Origin of the sequence: Afifella aestuarii (genome assembly GCF_004023665.1) — a bacterium.
In the GTDB taxonomy this organism is placed as follows: domain Bacteria; phylum Pseudomonadota; class Alphaproteobacteria; order Rhizobiales; family Afifellaceae; genus Afifella; species Afifella aestuarii.
The window spans coordinates 125,392-151,807 of sequence record NZ_SAUF01000005.1 but is presented as its reverse complement, the minus strand read 5'-3'; the positions used below and the strand labels follow the sequence as shown (position 1 = coordinate 151,807).

Here is a 26,416-nt window from a genome sequence, read left to right as displayed (position 1 = left end):
AGGACAGGAGAGAACGATGTGCCCGGCGCGCCCGTCACCGACGACACATCCGGCCGTCCCGCCGATCCGCTGCCGCAGCTTCTACCGAGCGAGCCGCAACCGCTGAGCTTCCTGAGACGTTTCAAAGGGCGCGCGCCATGTCCTCGGATATGCCCCCCACCGCAAGCCTGCGTCCCAGCCGGAGCACCATTGCGCGGGCCTCGTTGAGCTCATCGACGGTGATATATTCTTCCGGCTTGTGCGCCCGGGAGATGTCGCCCGGCCCGCAGACGATGGACGGAACTCCGGCGGCTTGAAACAGACCGGCCTCCGTCCCGTAGCTCACGGCTTCGACCAGAGCATGCCCGGAGAGCTCCGCGGCAAGCGCGGCGAGCGGATGGTCCTCGTCCGACGACAGCGCGGGATAGCTCGCGATCACCTCAGCCTCGAGAGCCTCGCTCGCTTCGACCTCCGCAAGCGCACCCTGCAGCAATCCCAACGGATCGAGCCCTGGCACGGCCCGCGCCTCGATATCCGCCTCCGCATGGCTCGGGATGATATTGAGCGCCTCGCCTCCCGACACCACGCCGATCTGCAAGGTGCTGTAGGGCGGCGCGAAATGCGGATCTCTCGGGCCGCTCTCTTCCTGGTTCGCCGCCTCATCAGCGACCGCCTTCAAAGCGGGCAACAAGGCGTGGATGGCGTTCTGACCGAGATCTGGGCGGGAACTGTGGCCGGCGACGCCTTCCGCCCGGATGCGGATCGCGGCCTTGCCCTTGTGACGCAGCACGGGCTCCAGGCCCGAAGGCTCGCCGACGATGCAGCCGAGAGGCGGAGCGCATAAAGTCGGCAGCTTTTCGATGAGATGCGGCACACCGCGGCAGCCCGCCTCCTCATCGTAAGAGAGTGCGATATGGATCGGCTGCTGCAGCTCCAACGCCGCCAGCTCCGGCACAGAGGAAAGCACGGCCGCCACGAAACCTTTCATGTCGACGGCGCCTCGACCGATGAGCCTCTCCTCCACATTGCGCAGGCGAAACGGGTCGGATGCCCATCCCGTCTCATTCGCCGGAACGACATCGATATGGCCGGAGAGAACGTAGCCCGGGACGTTTTTCGGGCCGATCGTCGCGAAGAGGTTGAAGCGGTCGCCTTCCGGCCCGGAGATCACCGCCGAGGCGATGTCGTAGCTGGCGAGATAGTCGCGGATATAGTCGATGAGTGCCCCGTTGCGCGTTCCTACGACGGAGCGGAAAGCGACAAGGGCAGAGAGCATACGTTCGGCGGACATCGGTGAGCCTTCCCCGGCAGGAGCGCAATAGGACGCCATCCTTTGGAAACGATCGCGCGTCGTAATCAAGACTGGCAGAAAAGGACCGGCAGCCCTTGCCGTGTGGACCCCGGCATTCGGAAGAATCTGCTTTGCTTGCGGGGCGGACCACGAAAACGCGCGCGAAATCGCCGCTACGCTCACATCAGGATAGCCCCCAACGCGCCGTTATCGTCGCAGTGAAGAAAGGCCATGCCCGTGTTCCGCCCGAAATACATCACCTTCGACTGCTATGGTACGCTCACCCATTTTCAGATGGCCGAGAGAGCCAAAGAAATCCTCGGAGAAAGGCTGTCGCAGGAAAAGCTCGCCACTTTCATCCGCAATTTCTCCGCCTATCGGCTCGACGAGATCATGGGCGACTGGAAGCCCTATGAAGAGGTGCTCGTCAGCGCCTACGAGCGCACCTGCAAACGCAATGACGTCGCTTTCGATCTGGCGGAGGCCCGCTCATTCTATGAAGCCGTGCCGACCTGGGGTCCGCATCCGGACGTGCCGGCCGGCCTTGCGAAGGTCGCCAAGGAATATCCTCTCGTCATCCTGTCAAACGCCATGAATTCTCAGATCATGTCGAATGTGGAGAAGCTCGGCGCGCCTTTCGCCCATGTCTTCACCGCCGAGCAGGCCAATGCTTACAAGCCGCGCTTCCAGGCCTTCGAATACATGTTCGATCAGCTCGGCTGCGGACCCGATGAGATCCTGCATTGCTCATCGTCTTTCCGCTACGACCTCATGTCGGCGTACGATCTCGGCATCGAGCACAAAGTCTGGGTGAACCGCGGCCACGAACCAGCAAATCCCTATTACGGCTACACCGAGATCGCCGACATTTCCGGTCTGCCGGCTGTGGTCGGCCTCTGAGCCGCGTCCCGGGACCAGCGACGATGCAGCTCAAATCCTATTGGCACGAAACCGCGCCGCGCTTCACCGGCGGCGCGCGAGGCCCTGTCGACGGCCGTTACGACGTCGCCGTCATCGGCGGAGGTTTTACCGGTCTGTCGGCTGCCCGAAGCCTTGCGAAGGCCGGGCTTTCCGTGGCCGTCCTTGAAGAGAGGCACGTCGGCTATGGCGGCTCGGGTCGCAACGGCGGCCATCTCAACAATGGCCTTGCCCACTCCTATCCGGCGGCAAAAGAAGAGCTCGGTGCGGACCGGGCCAAAGCCCTCTACCGCGCGTTCGACGATGCGATCGATACGATCGAGCGGATCGTCGCGGAGGAAAAGATCGATTGCAGCTTCCGTCGCGCGGGAAAGCTGAAGCTCGCCTCCAAGCCGGAACATCTCTCAGCGATCGCGAAGAACTTCGAGGCGGTGCACAACGAAGTCGACCCGGAAACCGCCCTCCTGGCGAAAGACGACCTTCGCGGCGAGATCGGCTCCGACGCCTTTCACGGGGCCATGCTCTTCAAGAAGAGCGCCATGATGCATATGGGCCGCTTCGTCCACGGCCTCGCAGAGGCCGCACACCGCCACGGCGCGATGATCTTCGAAGACGCACCGGTCCGCGACCACACGAAGACCGCCTCCGGTCACCTGCTGACTACACCACGCGGGACGCTCGCGGCGGAGCGTGTTTTCCTCGCGACTGGTGCCTATACGACCGGGCCCTTCGGCTATTTCCGCCGCCGGGTCATCCCGGTCGGCAGCTTCGTCATCGCGACGCGTCCGCTCAGCCCGGGCGAGGCAGAGGCGGTCATGCCCGGCAACCGGACTTGCGTCACCTCGCGCAACATCGGCAATTACTTCCGCCTGTCGCCCGACAATCGCCTGATCTTCGGCGGTCGCGCCCGTTTTTCCGCCGTCTCGGATGCCACGTCAGACGAAAAGTCCGGTCGCATCCTGCGTGAGAACCTGGCGGAGGTTTTCCCCGACTTCGCCGATATCGACATCGATTATTGCTGGGGCGGCCTCGTCGGCATGACGAAGGACCGCTTCCCCCGTGCCGGGGAAGCCGATGGCGTCTATTATGCGATGGGCTATTCCGGCCATGGCGCCCAGCTCTCCACCCATCTCGGCGCCATCATGGCCGATGTGATTCTCGGTCGTGACGACCGCAATCCGATGAAGGGTGTCGACTGGCAGGCCGTGCCCGGCCATTTCGGCAAGCCCTGGTTCCTGCCGCTCGTCGGGCTCTACTACCGGGCTCTCGACCGGATCCAGTGACGGGAGCCTCATGTGAGGCTCCCGCTTTTCAGAGTTTTTCAGCCGAGGCCGCCGATGTGAAAGGCCTTGGTCTCGAGATATTCCTCGATACCTACCTTTGCGCCTTCACGCCCGAGGCCCGACTGTTTGACGCCGCCGAAAGGCGCGACTTCCGTCGAAATAAGACCCGTGTTGAGCCCGACGATGCCGAAATCGAGCGCCTCGCCGACGCGGAATGTGCGGGCGAGATCGCGCGTGTAGAAATAGGCGGCAAGCCCGAACGGCGTTGCGTTGGCGGTCGCGACCGCTTCCTCCTCGCGCTCAAAGCGGAAAATTGGCGCAATCGGCCCAAACGTCTCCTCCGAGGCGAGCAGCATGTCCGTATTCGCCTCAGTCAGGACGAGAGGCGCGACGTATTGCGGGCCGTCCGGCAGCTCGACAGGATCGTGCGCACGCTTCGCGCCCCGCGCGAGCGCGTCCTCCACGTGGCGTTCGATTTTCTCCAGGGCGGCGCGATTGATCATCGGACCGATATCGGTGCCCTCCTGAAGGCCCGACCCCACACGCATCGCCGCGACCCGCCGGGAGAGCTTTTCGACGAAGGCGTCATGGACGCCCGCCTGAACGAGGATGCGGTTCGAACAGACGCAGGTCTGGCCGCCGTTCCTGAACTTGGAGGCGATCGCTCCCTCGACCGCGAGATCGAGATCAGCGTCGTCGAAGACGAGGAACGGGGCATTGCCGCCGAGTTCGAGGCTCAGCCGCTTCACGGTCGGGGCCGACTGCGCCATCAGGAGCGACCCGATGCGCGTCGAACCGGTGAAGCTCAATTTGCGCACGATCTCGCTGCCGGTGAGCTCGCCGCCGATGTCCTTCGGCATGCCGGTGACGATGTTGATCACACCCGCCGGGATACCCGCTTCCTCGGCCAGAACGCCGAGTGCCAGTGCCGAAAATGGCGTGAATTCGGACGGCTTCACCACCACGGTGCAGCCCGCTGCGAGCGCCGGCGCCACCTTGCGGGTGATCATGGCGTTCGGAAAATTCCAAGGCGTGATGATCGCGGCCACCCCGACCGGTTCCTTCAGCGCCAGGATGCGCCGATCCGGCGTCGGTGACGGAATCGTCTCGCCACCGATCCGGCGCGCTTCTTCCGCAAACCAGCGCACGAAGGAAGCTCCGTAGCGGATCTCGCCCCGCGCTTCGGCAAGCGGCTTGCCCTGTTCGCGGGTCAGCAGCGTGGCGAGTTCCGTCTCATGCGCAAGCATCAGCCCGTACCAGGCAAGGAGCTTGTCGGCACGCTCCGCATGCGTCGTACGCCGCCAGGAAGCGAAGGCCTTCTCCGCCGCCTCGATCGCCCGCCGCGTCTCGGCCGCCCCCATATCCGGGACCGTGCCGATGACCGCGCCCGTCGCCGGATCGATCACCTCGATCGTGGCGCCCTGATCGGCTTCGACCCAAGCTCCGTCGATGAGCCCCGCCTGCCGCAAAAGGCTCGGAGAGATATTGCCGTCCATCGTCATTCCTCGTTGATTGCCGTCAAAACGGCGTTCGTGATTGCATCAGTCGTTTGGGCGCCCGGCCGAATGCCGAAGCCGCGAGCCGTCGCGGCCTCCATCGCCCTCAAAATGCGCGCCGATGCCTGCCCTTCACCGAGGTGATCCAGCATCATCGCGGCCGACCAGATCGCCGCGAGAGGATTGGCAAGACCCTTCCCGGCAATGTCCGGGGCCGAACCGTGGACAGGTTCGAACATGGAGGGGGCGGAGCGCGTCGGGTTGACATTCGCCGAGGCGGCGAAGCCGAGACCGCCCTGGATCGCCGCACCCAGATCCGTGAGAATGTCTCCGAAGAGATTGGAGGCGACGACGACATCGAGCGTCTCAGGCGCCATCACCATGCGCGCCGCCATCGCATCGATATGGTAGGAGGTCACCTCCACATCCGGATAATCGGCCGCGACGAGACGCGTGATCTCATCCCAGAACACCATCGAGTGCTTCTGCGCGTTCGACTTCGTCACCGACGCGACACGCCCGCGCCGCCCCTTTGCCGCCTCGAACGCAAAGCGCAGTATTCGCTCCACGCCGGTGCGGGTGAAAATTGCCGTCTCCACCGCCACTTCCTGGGACGTGCCCTGATGCACGCGCCCACCGGCGCCCGAATATTCGCCTTCGGTGTTTTCGCGGATGCACAGAATGTCGAAGGTCTCCGACTTGAGAGGCCCTTCCACGCCCCGCAAAAGCCGATGCGGACGAATGTTGGCATACTGATCGAAAGCCTTCCGGATCGGCAGGAGAAGGCCATGCAGCGACACGGAATCGGGGACGGTCGCGGGCCAGCCGACAGCGCCGAGCAGGATGGCATCGTGGCCACGCAGCGTCTCGATGCCGTCCTCCGGCATCATCCGCCCGGTCTCCAGGTAATAATTGCAGGACCAGGGATAGGTCGTGCCAGCGAGAGCGAATCCATCTCTCGCGGCTGCAGCCTCCGCAACCGCCCAGGCGGCTTTCGTCACGTCGGGCCCGATACCATCTCCCGGCACCAGAGCGATGTCGTAGGTCTTAGCTGCGCTCATGTCATTTCCGTCCTTCAAAGATCGATCAACATCGACGTCGTCCGTCGGTTGGCGAGAAAGGCTTCGCGGCCGAGATCCTTGACGAGGCCGGAGCTCTTTGAGTCGTCGGTCGGCAGGATGTGATCCTGCGAGTGGCCATGGCGGTTGATCCACGCGGTTCCTGCCGGGAGACGTGGCGGATCAAAACTCAGGGACATGGGAGGCCTCGCGGAGACGGCAGGGGGCTGCGCGAAGCTAGCCGAGCCATGCCGACAGGACATGACGAAGTGACGGCATGCTTGGCAGAATCCTCTGCAAGGAGGGCTGCGCGAAGCGGATAATGACGCGCATGCCAGCGAAAAGTGGAGAACCTGCCTCATTCGGCGTGAGAGAGGTCGGGGGTGTCTCGTCCTGTCCCCAGGGCGACCGCAGACTGGGGGACCGCGCCTCGCTTGCCGTGCCCCGCCCCTCCGCCTCCTGCTAACCTCGCCCGCTCAAGCGGGCACCGCCTCCCGGATCTGAGGAAGTTCCTCGAGGAGCTCCTGATAAGCGCGCCGCACCAGTTCGGCACTGCCGTGGCCGGTGTCTGCGGCCTCTTCAAGCGCTCGGAAGATGCGATGCTTGATGAAGAAGCGCCATTCGACCGGCAGGGAGAACATGATCTCCGTCAGCGCGTCGTAGGCTTCGCGGGTCCACACCTTCTCATATTCCTCGCGCTCAGGGCCGAAGTCGAAAAAGGCGCCCCCGTCCGTCTCCGCGCGCATTTCACTGCGGCGTGTCTCGGTGGCCACCTCGTCGACGGCGCCGGCGACGATGACGACGCCGTATTCCTCAAGAGCGAGCTTCTCCGACAGGAAGCCGCGTTCGACGTCACGCAGGACGCGGGCAGGCTCCCGGTCGAGAGGCGAGCCGCGCCCTCCCCCGCCGGGCGAGAAGATACGGAACACATCGCCCGGTTCGGCGATGACGAAATCCTGATTGCCGAGGATCGTCTCGCGCGGGGTGTCCGGATTGAGGATCGAATCCGAAGGCTTGCCGGCCTTGCCGCCGAGGATCCCCCACGGGCGGAAGCGGCTGCGGTCGCGGTTACGGATGGTGATGCGGGTGTGGGGCGAGAAAACCTTGAACTCGAGCATCGTGCCGAGCCCGCCGCGCCAGCGCCCGGCACCGCCGGAATTTGGCGCAAGCCGGTAGCGGATGATCTCGATCGGCACCTCCGCTTCATTGATCTCCACGGGCGTGTTCTTGAGATAGGCGCCGTCCGCACCGGAGCCGTCCGTTCCATCGCGCGTCGGCATGCCGCCCGAGCCGCCGACGATCGGATCGATCGCAGCGATGATGCGCCTCCCGGTCTTCGGCTCCGTCGTCATGACGTTGACGATCGAACTCGATCCGGCCGGCGCCGCCGGCATCCGCTCCGGAATCGCTTGTGCGAACGCTCCAAAAATCAGGCTCCGTAGCCGCCCGCAGGTCAGGCTGCGCATTCCGACCGCCGCCGGGAAGACCGGATTGACGACGCTGCCCTCGGGCAAGATGCAGGTGAAAGGCCGGGTCAGACCGGCGTTCAGCATCAGGTTCTGGTTGAGGCTGTAGAGGATGTAATAGACGCCGACGAGCATCAGCGTATGGCGCGGATTGCCGCCCGTCGGCACGTTCAACGACGAGGTGAGCTGGGTGTCGGTGCCAGTGAAATCGAGTTCCGCTTCGCCATCTGAGATCGTCAGCTTCAAGGCCAGCCGGCAGGGATAGCCGTTGAGCGAATCCTCATCGCAATAATCGGAGAATTCATAGACCCCGTCCGGCATCGAACGCAGGATCTCGCGCGCCTGGCTTTCGCCGTAGTCGAGCATGTCGTGCATGCCCTGTGTCACCGCCTCCACGCCGAACTTGGCGACGATCTCGCGCACCTTCCGTTCGCCCGTGTTGAGCGCGCCTACGAAGGCCTTGAGGTCTCCCCAGTTCTGTTCGGGCTGACGAACATTCGTCATCATGATGTCGAGGAGTTCCTGGTTGAGAACTCCCTTGTCGTAGAGCTTGCAGGGCGGGAAGCGGATGCCCTCCTGGTGGATCTCGGTCAGCGTCCGCGACAGGCTGGCCGGGACGGCGCCGCCCATATCGGTATTGTGGATGTGGCCGACAGCGAAGCAGACGAGCTTTCCGTCCACGATGATCGGCTTCCACATGTGGATGTCGGGCGTGTGGGTGGCGAGAAAGCCGCTGTAGGGATCGTTCGTGAGGCAGACGTCGCCCTCGTTGTATTCGGCAATCCGCTCGATCCCCGGCCCGTAATCGAGCCCCGGATACCAGGTCGCACCGTAATCGAGGGGCACCGAAAAGGTCGTTCCTTCCGGCGTGACGAGCGCGACGGTGAAATCCTCCGTCTCCTTGACGAAGGCGGATTGGGCGGTGCGGTAGAGCGTGTAGGCCATGCTCTCCGAGGCGGCCCGGAAATGGTTGGCGAGGATCTGCAGGGTAGCCTTGTCGGTCATGTTTCTCTCCCGGGCCGATCAGATGAGGGTCTTTTCCGCAGTCGCCTGCAGCATGATGTTGCCGAAGCCGTCGACTGAGGCTGAAAAGCCTTCAGGAACACAGGTCGTGGTGTCGGACTGGATGACGATCGCGGGGCCTTCAAAAGAATGTCCAGGAACGAGGTCGTGACGGAGGTAGAGGCCCGCCTGCACCTTCTTGTCGGCGAAGGTCGCCGGGACGTAGCGGGCGGGCTCCGCAGGCGCCGGAGAAACCGGCTCGCTCTTCAGCTCGGGACGCGGGCCGGCGGCCGTCACGACGAGACGCAGATTGACGATGTTCACTTCGGCATCGGCGTCATGGAAGTCGTAGAGCTGCACATGGCGTGCGTGGAAGGCGTCGATGATCGCCGTCACGTCCTCTCCCTCGAGCCAGTTCGCCTCGAGGTCGACTTCGATTTCGAAGGATTGGCCGGCGTAATTCATGTCGGCGGAGAGCAGGAAAGTCGGCTCGCCCTTGTATTTCTGCTCCTCGCGCAGCCATGCGAGAGCCTCGCTCTTAAGCTCGGCAAATCCCGCGCGGATCGCTTCCATATTCTTGGGCGCCACGGTCAGATAATGGCTCGCGATGAAGTCGTTGCGGATGTCGGAGACAAGGCCGCCGAGCGCACTGACGACACCGGGCGTCGTCGGCACGAGCACCTGGCGGATGCCAAGTTCGAGTGCCAGCATGGGCGCCAGCATCGGGCCCGCACCGCCGAAAGCGACGAGCGTGAAGCTTCGAGCGTCGATGCCGTGACGGGCGATCAGCTTGTTGATCTCCAGATACATGCCGGAGATCGCGACGTTGATGATCGCCTGCGCCGTCGCTTCCAGGCTCCAGCCGAGCCTGTCCGCGATCGTGCCGACAGCCGCACGTGCCTTGTCCGCATCGATGGAGATGCTGCCATAGGCAAGGCTTTCATGGCCGATGAGGCCGCAGACGGCGAACGCGTCCGTGATCGTCGGCTTCGTGCCGCCGCGCCCGTAGCAGGCAGGCCCCGGATCGGAACCGGCGCTTTCGGGTCCAACCTTGAGAACGCCGAAATCGTCGACCCAGGCGACCGAGCCGCCGCCCTCACCGATCGAGGAAACCGCCACTGCCGGGACGTAGAGGGAATGTGACCCCACCTTCTCGCCGGCAGCGAATTGCGGCTTGCCGTCGATGATCACCGCGACGTCGGCACTGGTGCCGCCGATATCGATGGTGAGCGCGTCCATGCAGCCGGCCCGGCTGGCGACGAAGGCACCGCCAATGACGCCCGAGGCTGTGCCGGAAAGGAGCATGCTGACGCAGTTCTCCTTGCCGAGCTCGGCGTTCATGATGCCGCCGTTCGACTTCGTCACCAGCGGTTCCGGCTCCACCGCGTGCTCGCGCAGGGCTTCTTGCAGCGAGGAGATGTAATGGGCGACGCGCGGATGCACATAGCCATTGATGACCGCCGTCGTGGTGCGCTCATATTCGCGGATCACCGGCCAGATGTCGGTGGAAGCGAAGACGAAGAGCTCCGGCGCCACTTCGCGCACGATGCGCACCACTTCGCGTTCATGATCGGCGTTGCGATACGCGTTGATGAGGGCGACGATGATGCCCTCCGCCCCTTTCTCCCGAGCGCGTTCAATGGCTGCGATGACGCTGTCGCGGTCGAGCGACCGCAACACCTTGCCGTCGCTGCGCATGCGCTCGCGAATGGAGAAGACGAGGTCTTTCGCCACAAGGGGGTCCGGGCGTGAGGATTGGAGATTGTAGGTCTCCGGCATGCGCAGGCGCGCCAGCTCGAGAACGTCTTCGAAATTCTCTGTGGCGAAGAGTGCGAGCCGCGCGCCGACACCCTGGATCAGAGTGTTCACGCCGACGGTCGTGCCGTGGACGAAGCTCGTGATCTCGGAGGGCTCGATGCCGTGGCGACTTTGCGCGATCTTCAGCCCTTCCATCACCTCCGAGCCCGGCTTTGAAGGCGTGGTGAGGACTTTGAGGGTGAAAATGTCGTCCGTCTGCTCGTTGAAAAAACAGAAATCGATGAAGGTCCCGCCGATATCGACACCGACTCGATAGCTCATCGTTACGTCTCCTTGTCGTCAAAGCCGGTCCCTTCGCCGCCCGCCCTTCGGCAGATCGGCGCTCTGGTCGGCATCCATCTCGAATTTCTGGGCTGGCGCGGTATCAGTGATGCACTTGGACGTGCCTCATCATCTCCGCGACGCGTCCCTCGCCTGGCGGACCGCGCACGGCGCGCCAGATCGCCTCGGCATCCACGGCGATCGCCGAGCGCGCCGCGCAGGCGAGAAATTTCGTCTTGAGCGCATTTTTGCTCCGGGACCGTTGGGGGTGGCTTCACGCAGATTGTCGATCAGCTTCATAAGCTGGGCCTGGAAGAGATTTTCGCGGGACCGTTGCCGGCGAACCTTTGGATCGAGAAAGGCTCGATCGGAACGTTCGTGTCGCCGGTCGCAGCGAGATCAGCGAGGACCGATCCGACGCCTGGACCGAGCTGAAAACCGTGACCGCTGAAGCCGAAAGCGTGCAGAAGGCCCGGGACCTTCGCGCTCCAGCCGAGCGCCGGCAGCTTGTCCGGGAGGTAGCCCTCGACGCCGCTCCATGTGCGCACCACCTGCACGCCGGCCATTGAGGGGAGAAATCTCGTAAGCGAACGCAGCTGCGTGAGGAGATGTGCGGGACGCGGACGCGGCCTCGGATCGGCAAGATCGACCGCAACATGACCACCGCCTCCGAAGACGACGCTGCCGCGCTTCACCTGGCGCATGTAGAAACTGGAATCGCCCGTCCCGAGCACAGGCGAGACGAAGTAGGGAAGCGATTCCGTCACCCCCATCTGTGGGCCGCGGGCTTCCATCGGGACGGATTCGCCAAAGCCGGCCGCAAAGCGATTGCCCCATGCCCCGGCGCTGTTGATGAGGATCGGGGTGCGCAGAACGCGTCCATCCGCCGTCTCGATGATGAAACCGTCGCTTTGACGCGTGGCGCCGATCACTTCGCATTGCTCGATGACATGCGCGCCCGCCCGCCGCGCTGCCCGTCCGAATGCCGGCGCGGCGAGCCGTGGGTTGGCGTGCCCGTCCTCTGGCGAGAACGAGGCGCCGACGGCACCGGGCCCGAGAAACGGATAGTCCGCGCGCAACCGGTTCACACCGATGAGCGTCAGCGACAGGCCCCAGTGTCGTGCCTCCGCGTTATAGGTCTCAAGGGCCGCAAGCGAATCCTCGTCGAAGGCAATCTTGAGATGACCCGTCGGCAGGAATTCGCAATCCTCGCCGATCAGTGCCGGCAGCCTGCCCCAGATGTCACGGGCATGGTGCGCGAGCGGCAATTGGATGAAGGGACGCCCCTGGCGCCGAACATTGCCGAAATTGACGCCGCTCGCCTGAGCGCCGACGCGACCACGCTCCACAAGCGCCACGGAGGCTTTGTAGCGTGTCGCAAGGAAGAAGGCTGCGGACGCGCCCATCAGCCCGCCACCGACGATGACCACATCGTATTTCGTCGCGTCCGTCATTCGCCGGCCTCCGCCTGAATGGCGGCGGGCAGCGGCTTCACCGGTGCCTGTCCGCGCAGGCGGCCGACGGAAGCGAGTTCGACACCGAGCGTTTGCGCGGCGACACGCGCCGCCGAAGCACCGCACATGCGCCCCTGACAGCGCCCCATGCCGACACGGCAGAACGCCTTTGCACGATTGACCTCATCAGCGCCCTTGTCCCGCAAGGTGGCGCGGAACGTGCCGACCGAGACCTCCTCGCATCGGCACAGGATCGTCTCATCGGCCAGGTTCTCGTAGAGATGCTCGGGAAACGGGAAAGCATCACGCAGCGCCGACGCGAAGACCGAACCTCGCCGCATGGCCTGGAGCGCCTGATCGCGCGCGGCCGCATCACGTGGCAGGCCCTGATCCTCAAGGCAGGCGAGCGCGGCAAGCGTGCCGGTCGCCTCGGCCGTATCGGCGCCACGCACCGAGGCGCCGTCTCCAGCGAGATAGACGCCAGCCACCGAAGAGCGCCCCATCTCGTCCTGGCGGGGCAGCCATTGCCCGGCGCGGGCATCGAAAGCGAAATCGCAGCCGAGAAGATCGGCAAGCTGCGTCTCCGACTGGACATGATAGCCGGTCGCGACCGCATCACAGGCAAAGGTCCGCTCGCGGCCCGTGCGGTCGCGCAAAACGAGGCGCGCGACACGCCCCTCGCCTTCTGCGCGGACCGGCGAAACGCCATGCAGCATGGGAACGCCGTGTGCTGCCAGCCAGGCGAAATAGTAGAGCCCCTTCGCCGTATTGGCGGGGTTTGCCGCCATTCTCGGCAGACCCGCAAGCTCACGCGAGAGCGGTGTCGTATCGAAGATACCGGCTAGTTTTCCACCGGCACGGCGATACTGGTAGGCGACGAGATAGAGGAGCGGTCCGGACCCGACGAGCGCCACATTCCGGCCGATCAGACAGGCCTGGTATTTGAGAGCGATTTGGGCGCCGCCTAAGGTATAGACACCGGGCATCGTCCAACCCTCGAAGGGAATGATGCGGTCGACGGCGCCGGTGGCGAGGATGAGGGCATCGAAAGCGACGACGTCTTGGCGGCCGTCGCGGTCGGCAAGGTGGAGATTGCGGCCCTCCGTGCCCCAGACCATCGTCCCCGGACGATAGTCGACCTTGTCTTGAAGACGGTCGAAAGTTTCGTGGAGACGGGCGGCTTTGTCGGCCTCGAACCCGTAGAGCTTCTTCAAGGGTCGGCTGAAATCCTGCGGCTGGCGGCGATAGATCTGGCCGCCGCTCCTCGGCGCTTCGTCAACAACCACCGGCCTCAATCCGGCGGCGACCAACGTTTCCGCCGCCCGCGTTCCGGCCGGCCCCGCACCAATGACGACGACCCGAGACGAGCTCATTCCGGACGCGCTCCGTTGAAAGGCGAACGAGTCCGCAGCCGCATATCCGGCTCGATCGTCGTGGAGCAGGCACGGACTCTTCTGCCGTCTTCAGTCCAAATCCAGCAATCCTGACAGGCCCCCATCAGGCAGAAGCCCGCTCGCGGTTGTTGCAGGATTTCGCTGCGACGCACTTCGTGATCATGGGTCAGGAGCGCCGTCAGTACGGTGTCTCCAGACAGCGCCATCGCTGGGTGTCCGTTCACAAAGAAGGGCACGATCTCGCGATCTTGTTCGGCGACACGAAGAAAGAGCGACTGTTCGTCCATGACATGCAAAACCGCTGCGTCTCGTTGCCGCGATTGAAGAGCGAGATACAGACGAGATCAAATTCCGATGTGTCGACAAACAATAGCCCAAGGCTATAGGCTGGCGGAACAAAGCCGGGCCGGAGACCCATGAACGCGCGCCAGCTCGAGATTTTTCGCACGATCATGCAGACAGGCAGCGTCACCGACGCCGCCAAGCTTCTCAACGTGTCGCAGCCGACCGTGAGCAAGATCCTCCATCACATGGAGGATCAACTCGGTCTCCGGCTCTTTCGGCGAATCCGCGGCCGCCTTCATCCAACACCGCAGGCGGAGATGCTCTTCCCGGACGCCGACCGCGTTTTTCGAGACCTTGGAGCGTTGCGGCTTCTTGCGGAGGAGTTGCGCGCCGGCTCGGGCGGCGTGCTGCGCATCGCCGCCTCCTCCTCGCTCGCCGCCGCGATCGTGCCGCGCGCGATCGCATCGTTTCGCGCGGCAAATCCGCGGGTCAAGATCGTCTCGCATCTCCTGCCGGGAGCCGAGACCGCGGAGATGGTGCGTTCACATCAGGTCGATCTCGGCCTCTGCCTGTCGCCGCAGGATCTTCACACGCTCACCATGAGGAGCCTCGGCCAGGTGGAGATGATCTGCATCTTCCCGCGTGGACACCGGCTCTCGGCCCTCAGCCACGTCACGCCGCCGGACCTCACCGACGAGACATTCATTTCCTTCAACTCGTTGAACCATTTCGGGGGGCTCCTCGACGAGGCCTTCCTGCAGTACGACGAGACCCGACGTGTCGACATCCAGGCAACGATGTCGATCGTTGCGGCCGTTCAGGTGGCCCAGGGGTCGGGGGTCGCCATCGTCGACCGCTTCGCCATGCTGATGGCACCGGAAAACGTCGACTGGCGGCCGTTCCGGCCGCTCCTCTCCCTGCCCATCAATCTGCTCCTGTCGGAAACGCTTCCGTGGTCGCGCTTCCGCAACAGCATGATCGAGCATCTACAGAAGGCGGTGGAAGAGTATCTGGAAGGCTGACGGCGAGAAGAGCCGCTCGGATCAAGTCCCCGGCGATCGAGCCCTAAAGCGCAGCCATATAGGTGTTGAGGTCCTTCAGCCGCGGCACGACGATCATGCGGGTGATGTGGCCCTTCTTGAAGGCCTTCAGGAAGCGCTCGTAATTGGCGAAGACCACACAGCCGTTGGACTGGGAGCGCGAGCCGCCGCCGACATACATGTAAGGGTGCGCCAGGAGCCCGTCCCGATTGTATTTCTTGCGACCATCGGAGGGCAGCAGGCGAATGGCCTCCGCGCCGTGAAAACGGCTTTCGCGCATCACCAGATTGTAGACGTTCGGCGGCGTCGGGCCGCGGTTCTTCTCGCGCACATAGCGGGGATCGTCCTGCATCTTGGCAAGCCCCGAATGCGCCTCGAGACGTTCCCCATTGGGCAGATAGACTGTCGCCGATTGAATTTCGTAGACGGCAATGCCGCTGTCCCGTCCCGGAAGCGCGGCCCTGCTTGCAGGCGCAAAGAGCTTGTTGAAAAAGCCGTCAGATGAATCGCTTGCGGCCGGATCTTCGACCGCCGCATAAGCAAGGCTTGCGGGCGAACGCCCGCCTCTCGCAGCGACGCCCGGCGTGGGCCGGGATGCCGGCACGGCCACCTTTTTCAAAACGGCCTGCGCATCGAGAGCCTCGTCAAAACCCACCGTCGATGCCGGGCGGGCATCGGGCTCCAGGCTGGCGATCTCCGTTTCGCCGATATCTGGCCTCGGCGCCGGAACGAGGTCGAGGCTCGCCACCGCATCTGGGACCATCTCGTCAGGCGATGGAACGTGCTCGCTCCCGATGAGAGCGGCGAGATACGCTCCGGCCGTGGGCTCAAAAGTTTCAGACATCCAGCGGTTCGCAAACACTTCGCCACTGGTCTCGGGGGCCATCGTAAAGGCCGTCGCCGATCGTACGGCGCCGCTTTCGCTCGCCGGCACCAGGAGCCCCGGATAGCCCGCAACGACTTCCGGCAGGTGCACCATCCTCGGCTGCCAGGCGAAACGCTGCGAGTCGAAAAGGCCAGTCGCCGGGCCTTTCACAATGGTGTCTTCGAAAAGGTTGTGCTCGACCGTTGAGCTGCGCTGTCCGAGACGGTTCGACGGGCTCTGCCTCAGAGCGACCGAGGACAGGCGGTCTCCCCGCGAGGCGGGTTTGAGCCGCGCGTCTTCCCCGATCATCGGCGCCGAAAAAACCTCTCCGGCCGCGATGAGATGAGCGGAGGCTTGTACGACCCCCTCGGCGACGAGCGGCGCCGTCCCCACCGACGCGGCCATGCCGGCAACGGCGCTCAAAAAGAGCAGAGGCTTGGAGCCCTTCAGGCGTCTCCGCGCCGTCAACAGACGCGCATCAAAGCTCGGCTTCATCAACAAGCTTCTCCCCTGCCCCTGCGAGCGAACCGCAACTCCCACTCAGACCGGACGTCGGCACATGCGCGCTCCGGACTGTGGTTCGCTCCTCTATACGCCGAGGCTCGTTATGCTTTCGTTTACGATAACCGACGCCTCCGCTCTCGGCGGGCTGCCTGTGCCGCAACCGGCACAGGACACGTAAAAATCGCGTGGAGAATGCCTGCTCGCTCGCGCCAGGGCAACCTCCCCACCGAGGGCGGTTCGATCCGCCTCACCAGTGTGCGTTCATCCCCCTCGCCCGCCGGCTCACCGCGATCGGCGAGAAAATCGGAGGATCCGTAATTCTGCAGGAGATGCATGGCGTCGATGACGGTGACCATCGCATCCAGGCGCGCGATGTCGGACAGGCTACGTCCGTTCTCGTCGCGATACTCAAACGTCGCTGCGACAGGCAAAGGCTCAGATACGCCCGTGCTTTCGATCAGCAGGCAATCGAAGCGCCCCTCTTCGGCCAGACGGCGCACCTCCGTGAGGAGATCGTCGCGCAACGTGCAGCAGATGCAGCCGTTGGTCATCTCGACGAGCTTCTCTTCGAAACGGTTCAGCGCCGTTTCTTCGCGCACGAGGTCGGCATCGATGTTCACCTCGCTCATGTCATTGACGATGACGGCGACGCGCCGGCCCTCGCGATTATTGAGCACATGGTTCAGGAGCGTCGTCTTGCCGGCGCCAGAAAACCCGACAGCACGGTCACAGGCAGGCGCCCGTCATTGGACCTGGATTACCGCATCTCGCCTCGCGATAAGTAATTTTATAACATATCGCATCGATGCCGAGGTCGCCTTTCGCATGTCAAGTCGCGTTCGCCGGCCACCAGACGGGCCAGATGGGAGGCGGCACCAAGGCAGGTAGGGGTTCCGGCCAGGTCGGGTCTCGCGCTTCCGCCCGGCCGGAAGATCAAAAAGCTCGCTCAGGCGGCGGCGAGCTTCTCGTTCGGATAACCCGCCTCACGGATCGCAGCTTCGATCGCCGCCTCGTCGGCCGAGCTCTCGATTGCGGCCGTGCCGGCATCGAGGTCGACATCGACCTTGGCCTCAGGATCGACGCCCTTCACCGCCTTCTCCACGTTTGCCACGCAATGCTTGCACGACATCTCTTCAACTTTGAGCTTCAGCATCGAAATCTCCTTTTCTGACATGACATTGGCCGGCATGGCCGGGGTTTGGGACACAGATTGCGCAGGCGCCGACAGTGTTTCCGGGTCGGCACTCGTCGCGGCCTTGGCGATGGGCCTCGTGTGTGTTCCGGTCACCTCGAGCGGCGGCGAAAACCGCTTCAGACGCAGCGCATTGGTGACGACGAAGACACTTGAGAGCGCCATCGCTCCGGCCGCGAAAACCGGCGACAGAAGCACGCCGGTCGACGGATAAAGCGCGCCGGCCGCCACAGGGATCAGAACGACGTTGTAGGCGAAGGCCCAGAAGAGGTTCTGACGGATGTTGGCAAGCGTCGCTTTGGAGAGAGCGATCGCATTGGCGACACCCCCGAGATCACCCGACATCAAGACTACATCGGCGCTTTCGATCGCCACATCCGTGCCGGTGCCGATCGCCAGACCGACATCGGCCTCCGCCAGCGCCGGTGCGTCGTTGATGCCATCGCCGACGAAGGCGACCTTGCGACCACCAGAGCGCAAGGCTTTGATCGCATCGATCTTGCCCTGTGGAAGCACTTCGGCGACCACCTCATCGATGCCGAGACGGCGGGCAACGGCGTCTGCCGTGCGGCGGTTGTCGCCGGTGATCATCGCCACCTTCAGCCCGAGACCGTGCAGGGCCTTGATCGCAGCCGGCGTCGATGGCTTGACCGGATCGGCGACCGCGAGCATCGCGGCAAGCGTTCCGTCGATCGCGGCATAAAGCGGCGACTTGCCCTCCGCGCCGAAACGTTCTGCGTCCTCGGTAAAGCCATCGAGAGCGATTTTGTGCTCCGCCATCAATCGGTCGGCCCCGACCATGACATCATGGTCGGCAACGCGTGCCGTGATGCCGAAACCGGGGATCGCCTCGAAAGCCTCGGGCTTCGTCAGCCCCAGCCCCCGGCGCTCGGCCGCCGCCACGATCGCCGCCGCGATCGGGTGCTCGGAGCCCGCCTCGACGGCGGCCACCAGCGCCAAAACCTCGGCCTCGTCGAACCCTTCAGAGACGCTGAGATCGGTGAGCTCGGGCTGGCCTTCCGTCAAAGTGCCGGTCTTGTCGAGCGCGATCACGCCTGCCTCGCGCAGCGTCTGCAGCGCCTCGCCCCGCCGGAACAGCACGCCGAACTCGGCCGCCCGGCCCGTGCCGACCATGATCGAGGTCGGCGTGGCGAGCCCCATGGCGCAGGGGCAGGCGATGATCAGGACGGCGACCGCATTGACGAGGGCGAAGCCCAGCGCCGGCTCCGGACCGAAGACGAGCCAGATGAGGAAAGTCAGGAGGGCCGCACTCATCACGGCCGGCACGAACCATTGCGTGACCTTGTCGACCATCGCCTGGATCGGCAGCTTGCCGCCCTGCGCCGCCTCGACCATGCGGATAATATTGGCGAGCATCGTATCGCTGCCGACCTTCTCGGCGCGATAGGTGAAATTGCCGGTCTTGTTGATGGTCCCGCCGACGACCTCGGCGCCGTCGGCCTTTTCGACGGGGATCGGCTCGCCGGTGATCATCGATTCATCGACATAGGACGTGCCGGTCAGCACAGCTCCGTCGACGGCAATCTTGTCGCCGGGCCGCACCTGCAGGACATCGCCGACGACGACATCTTCAAGCGGCACTTCGACGAAACGGCCCTCCCGCTCGACACGGGCTGTCTTCGGCTGCAGGCCGATCAGGCGCTTGATCGCCTCGCCCGTGCGGCCCTTGGCACGTGCTTCGAGAAGACGACCGACGAGAATGAGCGTCACGATCCCGGCCGCCGCCTCGAAATAGACGTTCGCGGTCCCGGCCGGCAGCACTTGGGGCAGAAAAGTCGCGACAGTGGAATAGCCCCAGGCGGCACTGGCTCCTACGACGACCAGGGAATTCATGTCAGGTGCGGCGTGAAGAAGCGCCGGCAAGCCCTTGCGGAAGAATCGCAATCCCGGGCCGAAGAGCACGAGCGTCGTCAGGACGAACTGCACGAGATGATTGGTTCCCGAACCGATCGTCCGCTGCACGAGATCATGGATCACCGGCGAGACATGCGAGCCCATCTCGACCAGAAAGACCGGCAGCGTCAGGATTGCAGCAATGGTGAGATCGCGCTTCAGGGCCGCATAATCACGCGCCTTGACCTCGGCGCGCCGGTCGGCTCCGGCCGCGTCATTCTCGATCAGGCGCGGTGTATAGCCCGCCTCGCGAATCGCCGCCGCGACGGCCCCGCGATCAAGCCCGCCCCGGGCCGAAATCGAGGCGCGTTCGGTCGCCAGATTGACCGACACCTCGTCGACGCCGGGCACCGCCCTGATCGCGCGCTCGGCCCGGCCGACGCAGGAGGCGCAGGTCATGCCCTCGATGGCGATTTCAAAATTCTCGCGCGGGACGTCGTAGCCGGCCTTCTCGATCGCGGCGATGACGGCGCGATCCTCAGGCGTACCAGCGAAGATGACCTCCGCCGTCTCCGTCGCCAGATTGACATTGGCTTTGTCGACAGAGGGCAGCGCCGCAATCGCCTGTTCGACCCGGCGCACGCACGAGGCACAGGTCATGCCCTCGACACGGTATCGGCGCGAAGACGAGCCTTCGCTGAAGCTCGCTGCAGGTGCAATCTCGTTCATGAGACCAATCCTCGTGGCTGATCGCACCCTAAATGGGGCTTCCAGCCACTGGAAGGTCAAGTCAGTCGATCGTCACGCCCCAGCGGCGGCCTCGTCATTCAGATGGCAGGCCGAGAGATGGCCGCCGGCAACCGGCTTGAGCTTCGGCACCTCCACCCGGCAGCGTTCGTGGGCGAACGGGCACCGGGGATGAAAGTGACAGCCCTTCGGCGGAAATAACGGGCTCGGAATCTCGCCCTTGATCGCCTGGAAGCGGCGCTTGCGCGGCTCGATGCGCGGAATTTCGGCGAGCAGCGCCTGCGTATAGGGATGGTTCGGGCGGGCAAAGATCTCTTCCACCGGCGCCTCTTCCACGATCCGACCGAGATACATGATGACGACGCGGTCGGAGATATGCTCGACCACGCCGAGATCGTGGCTGATGAACATATAAGTGAGATCGAGCTCTTCCCGCAGCTTCACGAAGAGATTGATGATCTGGGCCTGGATGGAGACGTCGAGGGCGGCGACGCTTTCATCGCAAACCAGAAATTCCGGCTTCACGGCGAGCGCCCGAGCGATGTTCACCCGCTGACGCTGGCCGCCGGAGAATTCGTGCGGCAGGCGCTTCTTCATCGCCGGATCGAAGCCGGCCATTCGCAGATGCTCATCGACGTAATCGGAGACGCTTCCCTCGATGAGACCGTGTGCACGAGGCGCCTCAGCCACGATGCTCTCGATGCGCATACGCGGATTGAGGGCCGCCATCGGATTCTGGAAAATCATCTGTGCGGCGAGATCGGCCGCCTTGCGCGCCCGCCCTTTCAGCTTGTGATGCGGCTCGCCCTTCCAGCGGATTTCTCCCTCGGTCGGTGGCAGAATGCCCGCCACGATGCGGCCGAGCGTCGACTTCCCGCAGCCGCTCTCGCCGACCACCCCCAGGACTTCGCCGCGGGCAACCGAGAGATTGATGTCGTCGAGCGCATAGACGACGGCCGGCGGTTCCGCCGCGCCTGCACTGATGGCAATGCGGGCGGCAAGATCGGGCGTTGCACCGAAGCGACGCGTCACGTCGCAGGCTTCGACCAGCGGCATCTTTGGAGCTTTTTCCATCACCTCGTTCGCCTCGCTCACGATACGGCCTCCCCGGCAACCGCATCCAACGACTGCGCGCCCAAGGGATGCACGCAGCGAAAGCTCCGCTCACCTTCCCGGATCTCGGGTGGGAGCTTCGTGCAGAGCGCGTCAGCGCCTCCGCATCGGGTGCGAAAGCTGCATCCGGAAGGAAGATTGGCCGGGCTCGGCGTCATACCGGGGATCTGCTTCAGAAGCGCGCCCCGGGTGTTCTGGCTCGGCACGGAATCCATCAGCCCGCGCGTATAATGATGGCGCGGATCGGTCAGGACGTCGGCGACCGGGCCGGTCTCCACGAGGCGGCCCGCATACATGACGGCAATGTCGTCGGCGAGCCGCGAGACGATGGCAAGGTCGTGGGTGATCCAGATCACGGCCGTGTCCCTCTCCTCGGCCAGGCGTTGGAACTCGGAAATGATTTGCGCCTGGATGGTCACGTCCAGCGCCGTCGTGGGTTCGTCCGCGATGATCAGCTCGGGGCTGTGCAGAAGCGCGATCGCGATGGCGACGCGCTGGCGCATGCCACCTGAAAACTCGTGCGGATAGGCAGAGAGCCGCTCTTCAGGGCTTGGGATTCCGACCATGCCCAGCGCATCGCGCGCCCGCGCCCGCGCTTCGGCACGATCCATCTTCTCATGCGCGAGGAGCGTTTCGGTCATCTGCGTCTCGATCCGCAGGACCGGATTGAGCGTCATCATCGGATCCTGAAAGACCATCGCGATGTGGCGTCCGCGCAGGCGCCGCATGTCTTCCGCGTTGAGATCTGCGAGGTTCTCACCGTTGAAGAAGATGTCACCCGAAGCGACACGCCCGGGCGCATCGACGAGGCCCATGATCGAAAAGCCGGTCACGGATTTTCCCGAGCCGCTTTCGCCGACAAGTCCGAGCACCCTTCCCTTCTCGAGCGAAAAGGAAACGTCGTTGACCGCCTTGACGGGCGCTGCACCATGACGGGGAAACTCGGTGACGAGGTTCTTCACTTCCAGCAAAGCGGCCATCTCACACGTTCCTCGGATTGAGGACATCACGCAGCCTGTCGCCGACGAGATTGATCGCGACGATCGTCACGAGCAGGGCAATGCCCGGATAGAAGCTGATCCAGTAGAGGCCGGAGAGCAGGTACTGGTAGCCGTTGGAAATGAGCATGCCGAGCGAGGGCTCCGTCACGGATGCGCCGAGACCGAGAAAGGACAAGGTCGCCTCCAGGCTGATGGCGCGGGCGACCTGCATTGTGGAGATGACGATCACGGGCGCGAGGCAGTTCGGCAGAAGATGGCGGAAGAGGATGCGCCATCCTGGCAGCCGCAGGCATCGCGCCGCCTCGATATATTCTTTCTCACGTTCAACGAGCGCCGTCGCGCGCACGGTGCGGGCATAGACGGCCCATTCGGCGATGATCAGCGCCAGGATGACGTTCACCAGGCCTTTGCCGAGGACGGCGAGCATCATCAAAGCCATCAGGATCGTGGGAAAGGACAGCTGCAGATCGACGATCCGCATCATGAGGCTCTCAACCCGCCCGCCGATGTAAGCGGCCGTGAGGCCCGCCGAAGTGCCGATGATCGCGGCGGCGAACGCCGAGAGCACACCCACCATCAGCGAGGCGCGCAGCCCGTAGAGAATGCCAGAGAGGATGTCGCGTCCCTGCGCATCGGTGCCGAGAACGTAGGGCACGCCAGAGAAGGATTCCGAGCCCGGCGGCAACCTGCTGTCGAGGATATCGAGCTGCGAAAGGTCGTAAGGATTCTGCGGGGCGATATGCGGCGCAAGGACCGCCACAATGATGATCACAAAAAGCGTGAGCAGCCCCAGAACCGCACCGGGAGAGCGAAAGAACTCCCGAAGCTTATTGCGGCCCCGCTCGGAGGTGAGTGTCTCCGTCTCCGACACCGCGTTTTCGATGTGATCTACAAGCTGAGGGTCCATGGCGTCACCGTTGGGCATCGAGCCGGACGCGGGGATCCAGCAGCGTGTAACAAAGATCGACGATGAAATTCAGGCCGACGAAAATCAGGACCATCATCATCAGGTAAGCGACGATCACGGGCCGATCGAGAAGGTTGATGCTGTCGATGATGAGCTTACCCATGCCGGGCCAGGCGAAGATGCTCTCCGTCACCACGGAGAAGGCAATGAGCGAGCCGAATTCGAGTCCGACGATCGTCACGACCGGGATCATCAGGTTCTTGAGGACGTGCACGGAAATGATCCGACGCTCGCTCAGTCCCTTGGCTCGGGCAAACTTGATGTAATCCTGCGGCAGCACCTCCTGCACGCCGGCACGGGTCAGGCGCAGAACGAGCGAGGTCTTGAAGAGCGCGAGGTTGAGGGCTGGCAGAAAGAGATGCCGTAACCCGTCCTCCGTCAGGAACGACCAGCGCATGCCGAGGATTTCCACGGTCTCGCCGCGCCCGTTCGACGGCAACCATCCGAGCTGCACGGAAAACAAGAGGATGAACATGAGGCCGACCCAGAATGTCGGCAGTGAAAAGCCGAGGATCGAGCCCGACATGATGATGCGCGAGGCGATGCTCCGCGGCCGCAGCCCGGCGTAAAGGCCGAGCGGCAGACCGACGATGAGCGCAATCACCAGCGCCGAGAGGGCGAGTTCCAGCGTCGCCGGGAAACGCTCCAAAATCACCTGGAGAGCGGAGCGACCGTAGACGAAGCTGTTGCCGAAATCGCCGCGCAACAGCCCCGCCATGAAGTCGATGTACTGGCGCCAGAGAGGCTGATCGAGGCCATATTCCGCGATCACACGTGCGCGCTCGGCCTGGTTCGCATCCGGGTTGATCAGAATGTCGACCGGATTGCCGATGACGTTGACGGCGACAAAGACGATCACCGTCATCGCCACGATGACGAACAATGCCTGGATGAACCGCCGAATAATGGAAGTGACCATTCAGCCTCTCCGCCTGCCTAGGTGATCGAGATGGCCATACCATCCCGCTGCGGATCTGCGGCCCCCTTCGAGACGCCGTCATCGATCCGGATGCCGTGCAGGGCCGCAAAGGCATAGGTCTGCGGCGAGCGCTCGACCTCGTAGCCATCCGCGCGCAGATCCGCCTCCACCGAACGGCGAATGCGGTTGCAGATGTCGATCGTGTTCGACACGCCGACAATGCGTGGTGCCGTCACCGCCTCCTGGATCGACATGTCGAAATCGATCATGTTCATGATGCCCTGAGCGACCGTCGGGGCGATATAGCTGCCACCGGGGGCGCCGATGACGATAAACGGCTTGTCATCGCGAAACACGATCGTCGGCGCAGCCGAGCTCGCCCGACGCTTGCGCGGCGCGATCGAGCCGGGACGTCCAGGACGCGGATCGAAGCGGCTCATCGTGCCGTTGTACATGAAGCCGAGGCCGTCGGTGATGGCGCCGGAGGGGCTGCCGAGCGTGTGGGTCATGGCGACCGCATTCCCCTCACGATCGATCACCGAAATATGGGTGGTGTCGCGCTGCGAGAGGTCGAGGCGTTCCACATTCGCGCGTTCGCCGCGGCGGATGCTTTCGGCATGGGCCCGGATATTCTCGTCGGAGAGAAGGCGTTCGACCGGCACCTCGACATAGGCCGGATCGCCCATATGGGCGTCCTTGTCGATCGTCATGCGCTTCATCGCCTCGAAGAGAAGACGCACATGCTCGGTGCTTGCATGCTGCATGGCCCCGACATCGAAATGCTCCATGATGTGCAGGATCTCCAGCATCGGGAAACCGGATGCCGGAGGCGCACTCGTGGAAATCTTATGGCCGCGGTAGTGCCCCCAGACCGGCTCCGATCGGGTCACCTCGTATTTCGCGAGATCCTCCAGACCAATGAGGCCGCCGCCCGCCTTGAAGTCGGCGGCAATCTCTTCGGCGATTTCGCCGTGGTAGTAGATATCCGAGCCGCCGCTTCGCGCGATCCGCTCCAGAGTGTTGGCAAGGTCGGGATTGCGCAGGATCTCGCCCACGGCACGCAGGCTTCCGTCCTCGTGGAAATAGACGCTCCGCCCGGTCTTGGAGAAGCGCAGCTTGTCGATGGTGTTCGCCTGCCCGTCTCCCGACTGGTCCTTCGACCAGTACCAGTGCATGTGCGGGCGGATCATGAAGCCCGTGCGCGCGACTTCGGCCGCAGGCGTGATCAGATCGGCCCAATCGAACGTGCCGTAATCGCGAAGGGCCGTCTCATAGCCCTTGAGAGAGCCCGGCGTGCAGCAGGCGAGATAGCCGATCTCGGAGATGTTGCCTTCGAGAATGAAGCCGAAGCCGTCGCGGCTTTGGCCGAGCAGCTTGTCGAGCCACATCTCCGGCGTGGCCGCGGCCGGCGCGAGCGCGTAGAATTCCAGCATCTCGTGCACGCCTCGGCCCGGCATATAGACCTGCATCGAGCCGAAACCGCCGACACCGGCCATCTGCGGATCGACGACACCCTGCATGAAGGCGCAGGCGAGCGCTGCATCGACGGCATTGCCGCCGCGCGCCAGGACATTGGCTCCGGCCTCCACAGCCTCCGGCTGGGGGGCGACGATTGTTGCGTTGTTCATCAGCTGCGCCTTTCTGCCAGCGTGCGTGTCAGGAAGGCTTTGACATGGCCAAGCACCTTCATGCGGTCGTGTGAAATGCCGGGGACTTCGTCGAAGGTGACGTTCACGCCGGCGGCTTCGAAAGAGCGCGCGAGCGAACGCAGGCGTTCCGGACGCGTCTCGCCGGCATCGTTCGCCCCTTCCATCCAGTAGGCCGAGCCAGGCTTGTGCGTGATTTCCCAGGTCTCGAGATCGAGTTTGCCGACGACCATCTGCACCGGCAGCTTCGCGAGCTCTTCGAGATTGAACGGCTTGCCGAACTTTTCCGCGAGATCGCGGGTGCCGACCCACCAGTCACGCTCTGGATCGATCAGCGTGACCGACCCCGGCGCACCGACACATGCGGCCCAGAGCCGTTCCGGATGAACGAGCGCGAAGCGATGGGTGAAATGCCCACCGCCGGAATACCCGAACATCGCAAAACGCGACCAATCCTGGGCGTATTTCGCAGCCATCTCCTCGACCATGGAGATGAGCAGGAGATCGTAGCGGATATCGCCCTCGATCAGATATTTGTACCCCGAGCGCGCGCCGTCTCCGCGCACATTCATCGGGAAGATCGGGCACAGGACGGCGCAGTCGTTGTAGAGACCGAACTCGGCGAAGCCGTCGCGGAATTCCATTGCGGAGGTGCGGCCGGTTCCGTGCACGGCAACCAGGAGATCGACCGGACGGCCATCGGCCGCCGCCGGCGGCACATATAAGAGCATGTGAAAACGCGGGTCGGCCGTGGAGGCAAAGATTGCCGTATGGCCGTAGTCGTAGATGGCGCGCGCGCGAGCAGCGGCAGCGCTGGTGCCGAGTTCCTGCATTCCTATGTCCTGAAAGGGGAGAATTGGCGG

19 protein-coding genes and 2 pseudogenes are annotated in these 26,416 nt (G+C 63.9%); 3 read left to right on the top strand and 18 right to left on the bottom strand.

What is annotated here, in order from left to right; genetic code table 11:
* Nucleotides 1–121: 121 nt before the first annotated feature.
* Nucleotides 122–1,270 carry an acetylornithine deacetylase gene (gene argE, locus EO094_RS14900; protein ID WP_128293728.1) on the bottom strand — a complete coding sequence of 383 codons (1,149 nt, stop codon included), beginning with the start codon at nucleotides 1,268–1,270 and terminating at the stop codon, nucleotides 122–124.
* 231 nt (nucleotides 1,271–1,501) lie between these two features.
* On the opposite strand from argE, the gene EO094_RS14895 reads away from it, so the two are divergent.
* Together EO094_RS14895 and EO094_RS14890 are read left to right on the top strand one after the other, a co-directional pair.
* A complete protein-coding gene (locus EO094_RS14895) occupies nucleotides 1,502–2,170 on the top strand; it encodes a haloacid dehalogenase type II (protein ID WP_128293727.1) in 669 nt (222 codons plus the stop codon).
* Between the two features lie 23 nt (nucleotides 2,171–2,193).
* Complete coding sequence (locus EO094_RS14890) at nucleotides 2,194–3,471, top strand: NAD(P)/FAD-dependent oxidoreductase (protein WP_128293726.1); 1,278 nt, start codon at nucleotides 2,194–2,196, stop codon at nucleotides 3,469–3,471.
* A gap of 38 nt (nucleotides 3,472–3,509) precedes the next feature.
* Here the strand turns inward: EO094_RS14890 and EO094_RS14885 are convergent, their stop codons facing one another.
* The 8 genes and pseudogenes from EO094_RS14885 to EO094_RS14850 form a co-directional block, all read right to left on the bottom strand.
* The gene (locus EO094_RS14885) at nucleotides 3,510–4,967 is read right to left on the bottom strand and encodes an NAD-dependent succinate-semialdehyde dehydrogenase (RefSeq protein ID WP_128293724.1); all 1,458 of its coding nucleotides are present in this window, start codon (nucleotides 4,965–4,967) and stop codon (nucleotides 3,510–3,512) included.
* A 2-nt stretch (nucleotides 4,968–4,969) separates the two neighbouring features.
* The gene (locus EO094_RS14880) at nucleotides 4,970–6,028 is read right to left on the bottom strand and encodes a tartrate dehydrogenase (protein ID WP_128293721.1); all 1,059 of its coding nucleotides are present in this window, start codon (nucleotides 6,026–6,028) and stop codon (nucleotides 4,970–4,972) included.
* Nucleotides 6,029–6,042: 14 nt separating this feature from the next.
* Nucleotides 6,043–6,201 (bottom strand): annotated as a pseudogene (locus EO094_RS14875) (aldehyde dehydrogenase family protein); the annotation flags it as partial.
* A gap of 300 nt (nucleotides 6,202–6,501) precedes the next feature.
* Complete coding sequence (locus EO094_RS14870) at nucleotides 6,502–8,496, bottom strand: hydantoinase B/oxoprolinase family protein (protein ID WP_128293719.1); 1,995 nt, start codon at nucleotides 8,494–8,496, stop codon at nucleotides 6,502–6,504.
* A gap of 18 nt (nucleotides 8,497–8,514) precedes the next feature.
* Nucleotides 8,515–10,572, bottom strand: coding sequence for a hydantoinase/oxoprolinase family protein (locus EO094_RS14865; RefSeq protein ID WP_128293717.1), 2,058 nt, complete (start codon nucleotides 10,570–10,572; stop codon nucleotides 8,515–8,517).
* Nucleotides 10,573–10,868: 296 nt separating this feature from the next.
* On the bottom strand, nucleotides 10,869–12,026 hold the full coding sequence (locus EO094_RS14860) for an NAD(P)/FAD-dependent oxidoreductase (protein ID WP_128293714.1): 1,158 nt from the start codon (nucleotides 12,024–12,026) through the stop codon (nucleotides 10,869–10,871).
* Complete coding sequence (locus EO094_RS14855) at nucleotides 12,023–13,399, bottom strand: FAD/NAD(P)-dependent oxidoreductase (RefSeq protein WP_128293711.1); 1,377 nt, start codon at nucleotides 13,397–13,399, stop codon at nucleotides 12,023–12,025. The genes EO094_RS14860 and EO094_RS14855 overlap by 4 nt, the downstream gene beginning before the upstream one ends.
* Entirely contained in the window at nucleotides 13,396–13,707 is a 312-nt protein-coding gene (locus tag EO094_RS14850) for a (2Fe-2S)-binding protein (protein WP_128293709.1), read from the bottom strand. The genes EO094_RS14855 and EO094_RS14850 overlap by 4 nt, the downstream gene beginning before the upstream one ends.
* Nucleotides 13,708–13,836: 129 nt before the next feature.
* On the opposite strand from EO094_RS14850, the gene EO094_RS14845 reads away from it, so the two are divergent.
* Nucleotides 13,837–14,727, top strand: a complete 891-nt coding sequence (locus EO094_RS14845) for a LysR family transcriptional regulator (protein ID WP_128293706.1) — start codon at nucleotides 13,837–13,839, stop codon at nucleotides 14,725–14,727.
* Between the two features lie 43 nt (nucleotides 14,728–14,770).
* Here EO094_RS14845 and EO094_RS14840 read toward each other — a convergent pair whose 3' ends face one another.
* The 9 genes and pseudogenes from EO094_RS14840 to EO094_RS14800 form a co-directional block, all read right to left on the bottom strand.
* Nucleotides 14,771–16,105, bottom strand: coding sequence for a DUF2778 domain-containing protein (locus EO094_RS14840; RefSeq protein WP_246008546.1), 1,335 nt, complete (start codon nucleotides 16,103–16,105; stop codon nucleotides 14,771–14,773).
* A 257-nt stretch (nucleotides 16,106–16,362) separates the two neighbouring features.
* Nucleotides 16,363–16,850 (bottom strand): annotated as a pseudogene (locus EO094_RS14835) (GTP-binding protein); the annotation flags it as partial.
* A gap of 210 nt (nucleotides 16,851–17,060) precedes the next feature.
* Nucleotides 17,061–19,889, bottom strand: a complete 2,829-nt coding sequence (locus EO094_RS14830) for a heavy metal translocating P-type ATPase (protein ID WP_164879683.1) — start codon at nucleotides 19,887–19,889, stop codon at nucleotides 17,061–17,063.
* Nucleotides 19,890–19,961: 72 nt separating this feature from the next.
* Entirely contained in the window at nucleotides 19,962–20,981 is a 1,020-nt protein-coding gene (locus tag EO094_RS14825; protein ID WP_128294278.1) for an ABC transporter ATP-binding protein, read from the bottom strand.
* Between the two features lie 17 nt (nucleotides 20,982–20,998).
* Nucleotides 20,999–22,000: an ABC transporter ATP-binding protein gene (locus tag EO094_RS14820; RefSeq protein WP_128293704.1), complete on the bottom strand. Its 1,002-nt coding sequence runs from the start codon at nucleotides 21,998–22,000 to the stop codon at nucleotides 20,999–21,001.
* Between the two features lies 1 nt (nucleotide 22,001).
* Nucleotides 22,002–22,928: an ABC transporter permease gene (locus tag EO094_RS14815; RefSeq protein WP_128293701.1), complete on the bottom strand. Its 927-nt coding sequence runs from the start codon at nucleotides 22,926–22,928 to the stop codon at nucleotides 22,002–22,004.
* Nucleotides 22,929–22,932: 4 nt separating this feature from the next.
* Complete coding sequence (locus EO094_RS14810) at nucleotides 22,933–23,907, bottom strand: ABC transporter permease (RefSeq protein ID WP_128293698.1); 975 nt, start codon at nucleotides 23,905–23,907, stop codon at nucleotides 22,933–22,935.
* A gap of 17 nt (nucleotides 23,908–23,924) precedes the next feature.
* Nucleotides 23,925–25,535 carry a gamma-glutamyltransferase gene (ggt, locus tag EO094_RS14805; RefSeq protein ID WP_128293696.1) on the bottom strand — a complete coding sequence of 537 codons (1,611 nt, stop codon included), beginning with the start codon at nucleotides 25,533–25,535 and terminating at the stop codon, nucleotides 23,925–23,927.
* Nucleotides 25,535–26,386 carry an alpha/beta hydrolase family protein gene (locus EO094_RS14800; RefSeq protein WP_128293694.1) on the bottom strand — a complete coding sequence of 284 codons (852 nt, stop codon included), beginning with the start codon at nucleotides 26,384–26,386 and terminating at the stop codon, nucleotides 25,535–25,537. The genes ggt and EO094_RS14800 overlap by 1 nt, the downstream gene beginning before the upstream one ends.
* Nucleotides 26,387–26,416: the final 30 nt, after the last annotated feature.

Bases quoted from the DNA above. Each gene is read 5' to 3' on its own strand.
- argE (WP_128293728.1), bottom strand. From the start codon at position 1,270: ATGTCCGCCGAACGTATGCTCTCTGCCCTTGTCGCTTTCCGCTCCGTC.
- EO094_RS14895 (WP_128293727.1), top strand. From the start codon at position 1,502: ATGCCCGTGTTCCGCCCGAAATACATCACCTTCGACTGCTATGGTACG.
- EO094_RS14890 (WP_128293726.1), top strand. From the start codon at position 2,194: ATGCAGCTCAAATCCTATTGGCACGAAACCGCGCCGCGCTTCACCGGC.
- EO094_RS14885 (WP_128293724.1), bottom strand. From the start codon at position 4,967: ATGGACGGCAATATCTCTCCGAGCCTTTTGCGGCAGGCGGGGCTCATC.
- EO094_RS14880 (WP_128293721.1), bottom strand. From the start codon at position 6,028: ATGAGCGCAGCTAAGACCTACGACATCGCTCTGGTGCCGGGAGATGGT.
- EO094_RS14870 (WP_128293719.1), bottom strand. From the start codon at position 8,496: ATGACCGACAAGGCTACCCTGCAGATCCTCGCCAACCATTTCCGGGCC.
- EO094_RS14865 (WP_128293717.1), bottom strand. From the start codon at position 10,572: ATGAGCTATCGAGTCGGTGTCGATATCGGCGGGACCTTCATCGATTTC.
- EO094_RS14860 (WP_128293714.1), bottom strand. From the start codon at position 12,026: ATGACGGACGCGACGAAATACGATGTGGTCATCGTCGGTGGCGGGCTG.
- EO094_RS14855 (WP_128293711.1), bottom strand. From the start codon at position 13,399: ATGAGCTCGTCTCGGGTCGTCGTCATTGGTGCGGGGCCGGCCGGAACG.
- EO094_RS14850 (WP_128293709.1), bottom strand. From the start codon at position 13,707: ATGGACGAACAGTCGCTCTTTCTTCGTGTCGCCGAACAAGATCGCGAG.
- EO094_RS14845 (WP_128293706.1), top strand. From the start codon at position 13,837: ATGAACGCGCGCCAGCTCGAGATTTTTCGCACGATCATGCAGACAGGC.
- EO094_RS14840 (WP_246008546.1), bottom strand. From the start codon at position 16,105: ATGAAGCCGAGCTTTGATGCGCGTCTGTTGACGGCGCGGAGACGCCTG.
- EO094_RS14830 (WP_164879683.1), bottom strand. From the start codon at position 19,889: ATGAACGAGATTGCACCTGCAGCGAGCTTCAGCGAAGGCTCGTCTTCG.
- EO094_RS14825 (WP_128294278.1), bottom strand. From the start codon at position 20,981: ATGGAAAAAGCTCCAAAGATGCCGCTGGTCGAAGCCTGCGACGTGACG.
- EO094_RS14820 (WP_128293704.1), bottom strand. From the start codon at position 22,000: ATGGCCGCTTTGCTGGAAGTGAAGAACCTCGTCACCGAGTTTCCCCGT.
- EO094_RS14815 (WP_128293701.1), bottom strand. From the start codon at position 22,928: ATGGACCCTCAGCTTGTAGATCACATCGAAAACGCGGTGTCGGAGACG.
- EO094_RS14810 (WP_128293698.1), bottom strand. From the start codon at position 23,907: ATGGTCACTTCCATTATTCGGCGGTTCATCCAGGCATTGTTCGTCATC.
- ggt (WP_128293696.1), bottom strand. From the start codon at position 25,535: ATGAACAACGCAACAATCGTCGCCCCCCAGCCGGAGGCTGTGGAGGCC.
- EO094_RS14800 (WP_128293694.1), bottom strand. From the start codon at position 26,386: ATGCAGGAACTCGGCACCAGCGCTGCCGCTGCTCGCGCGCGCGCCATC.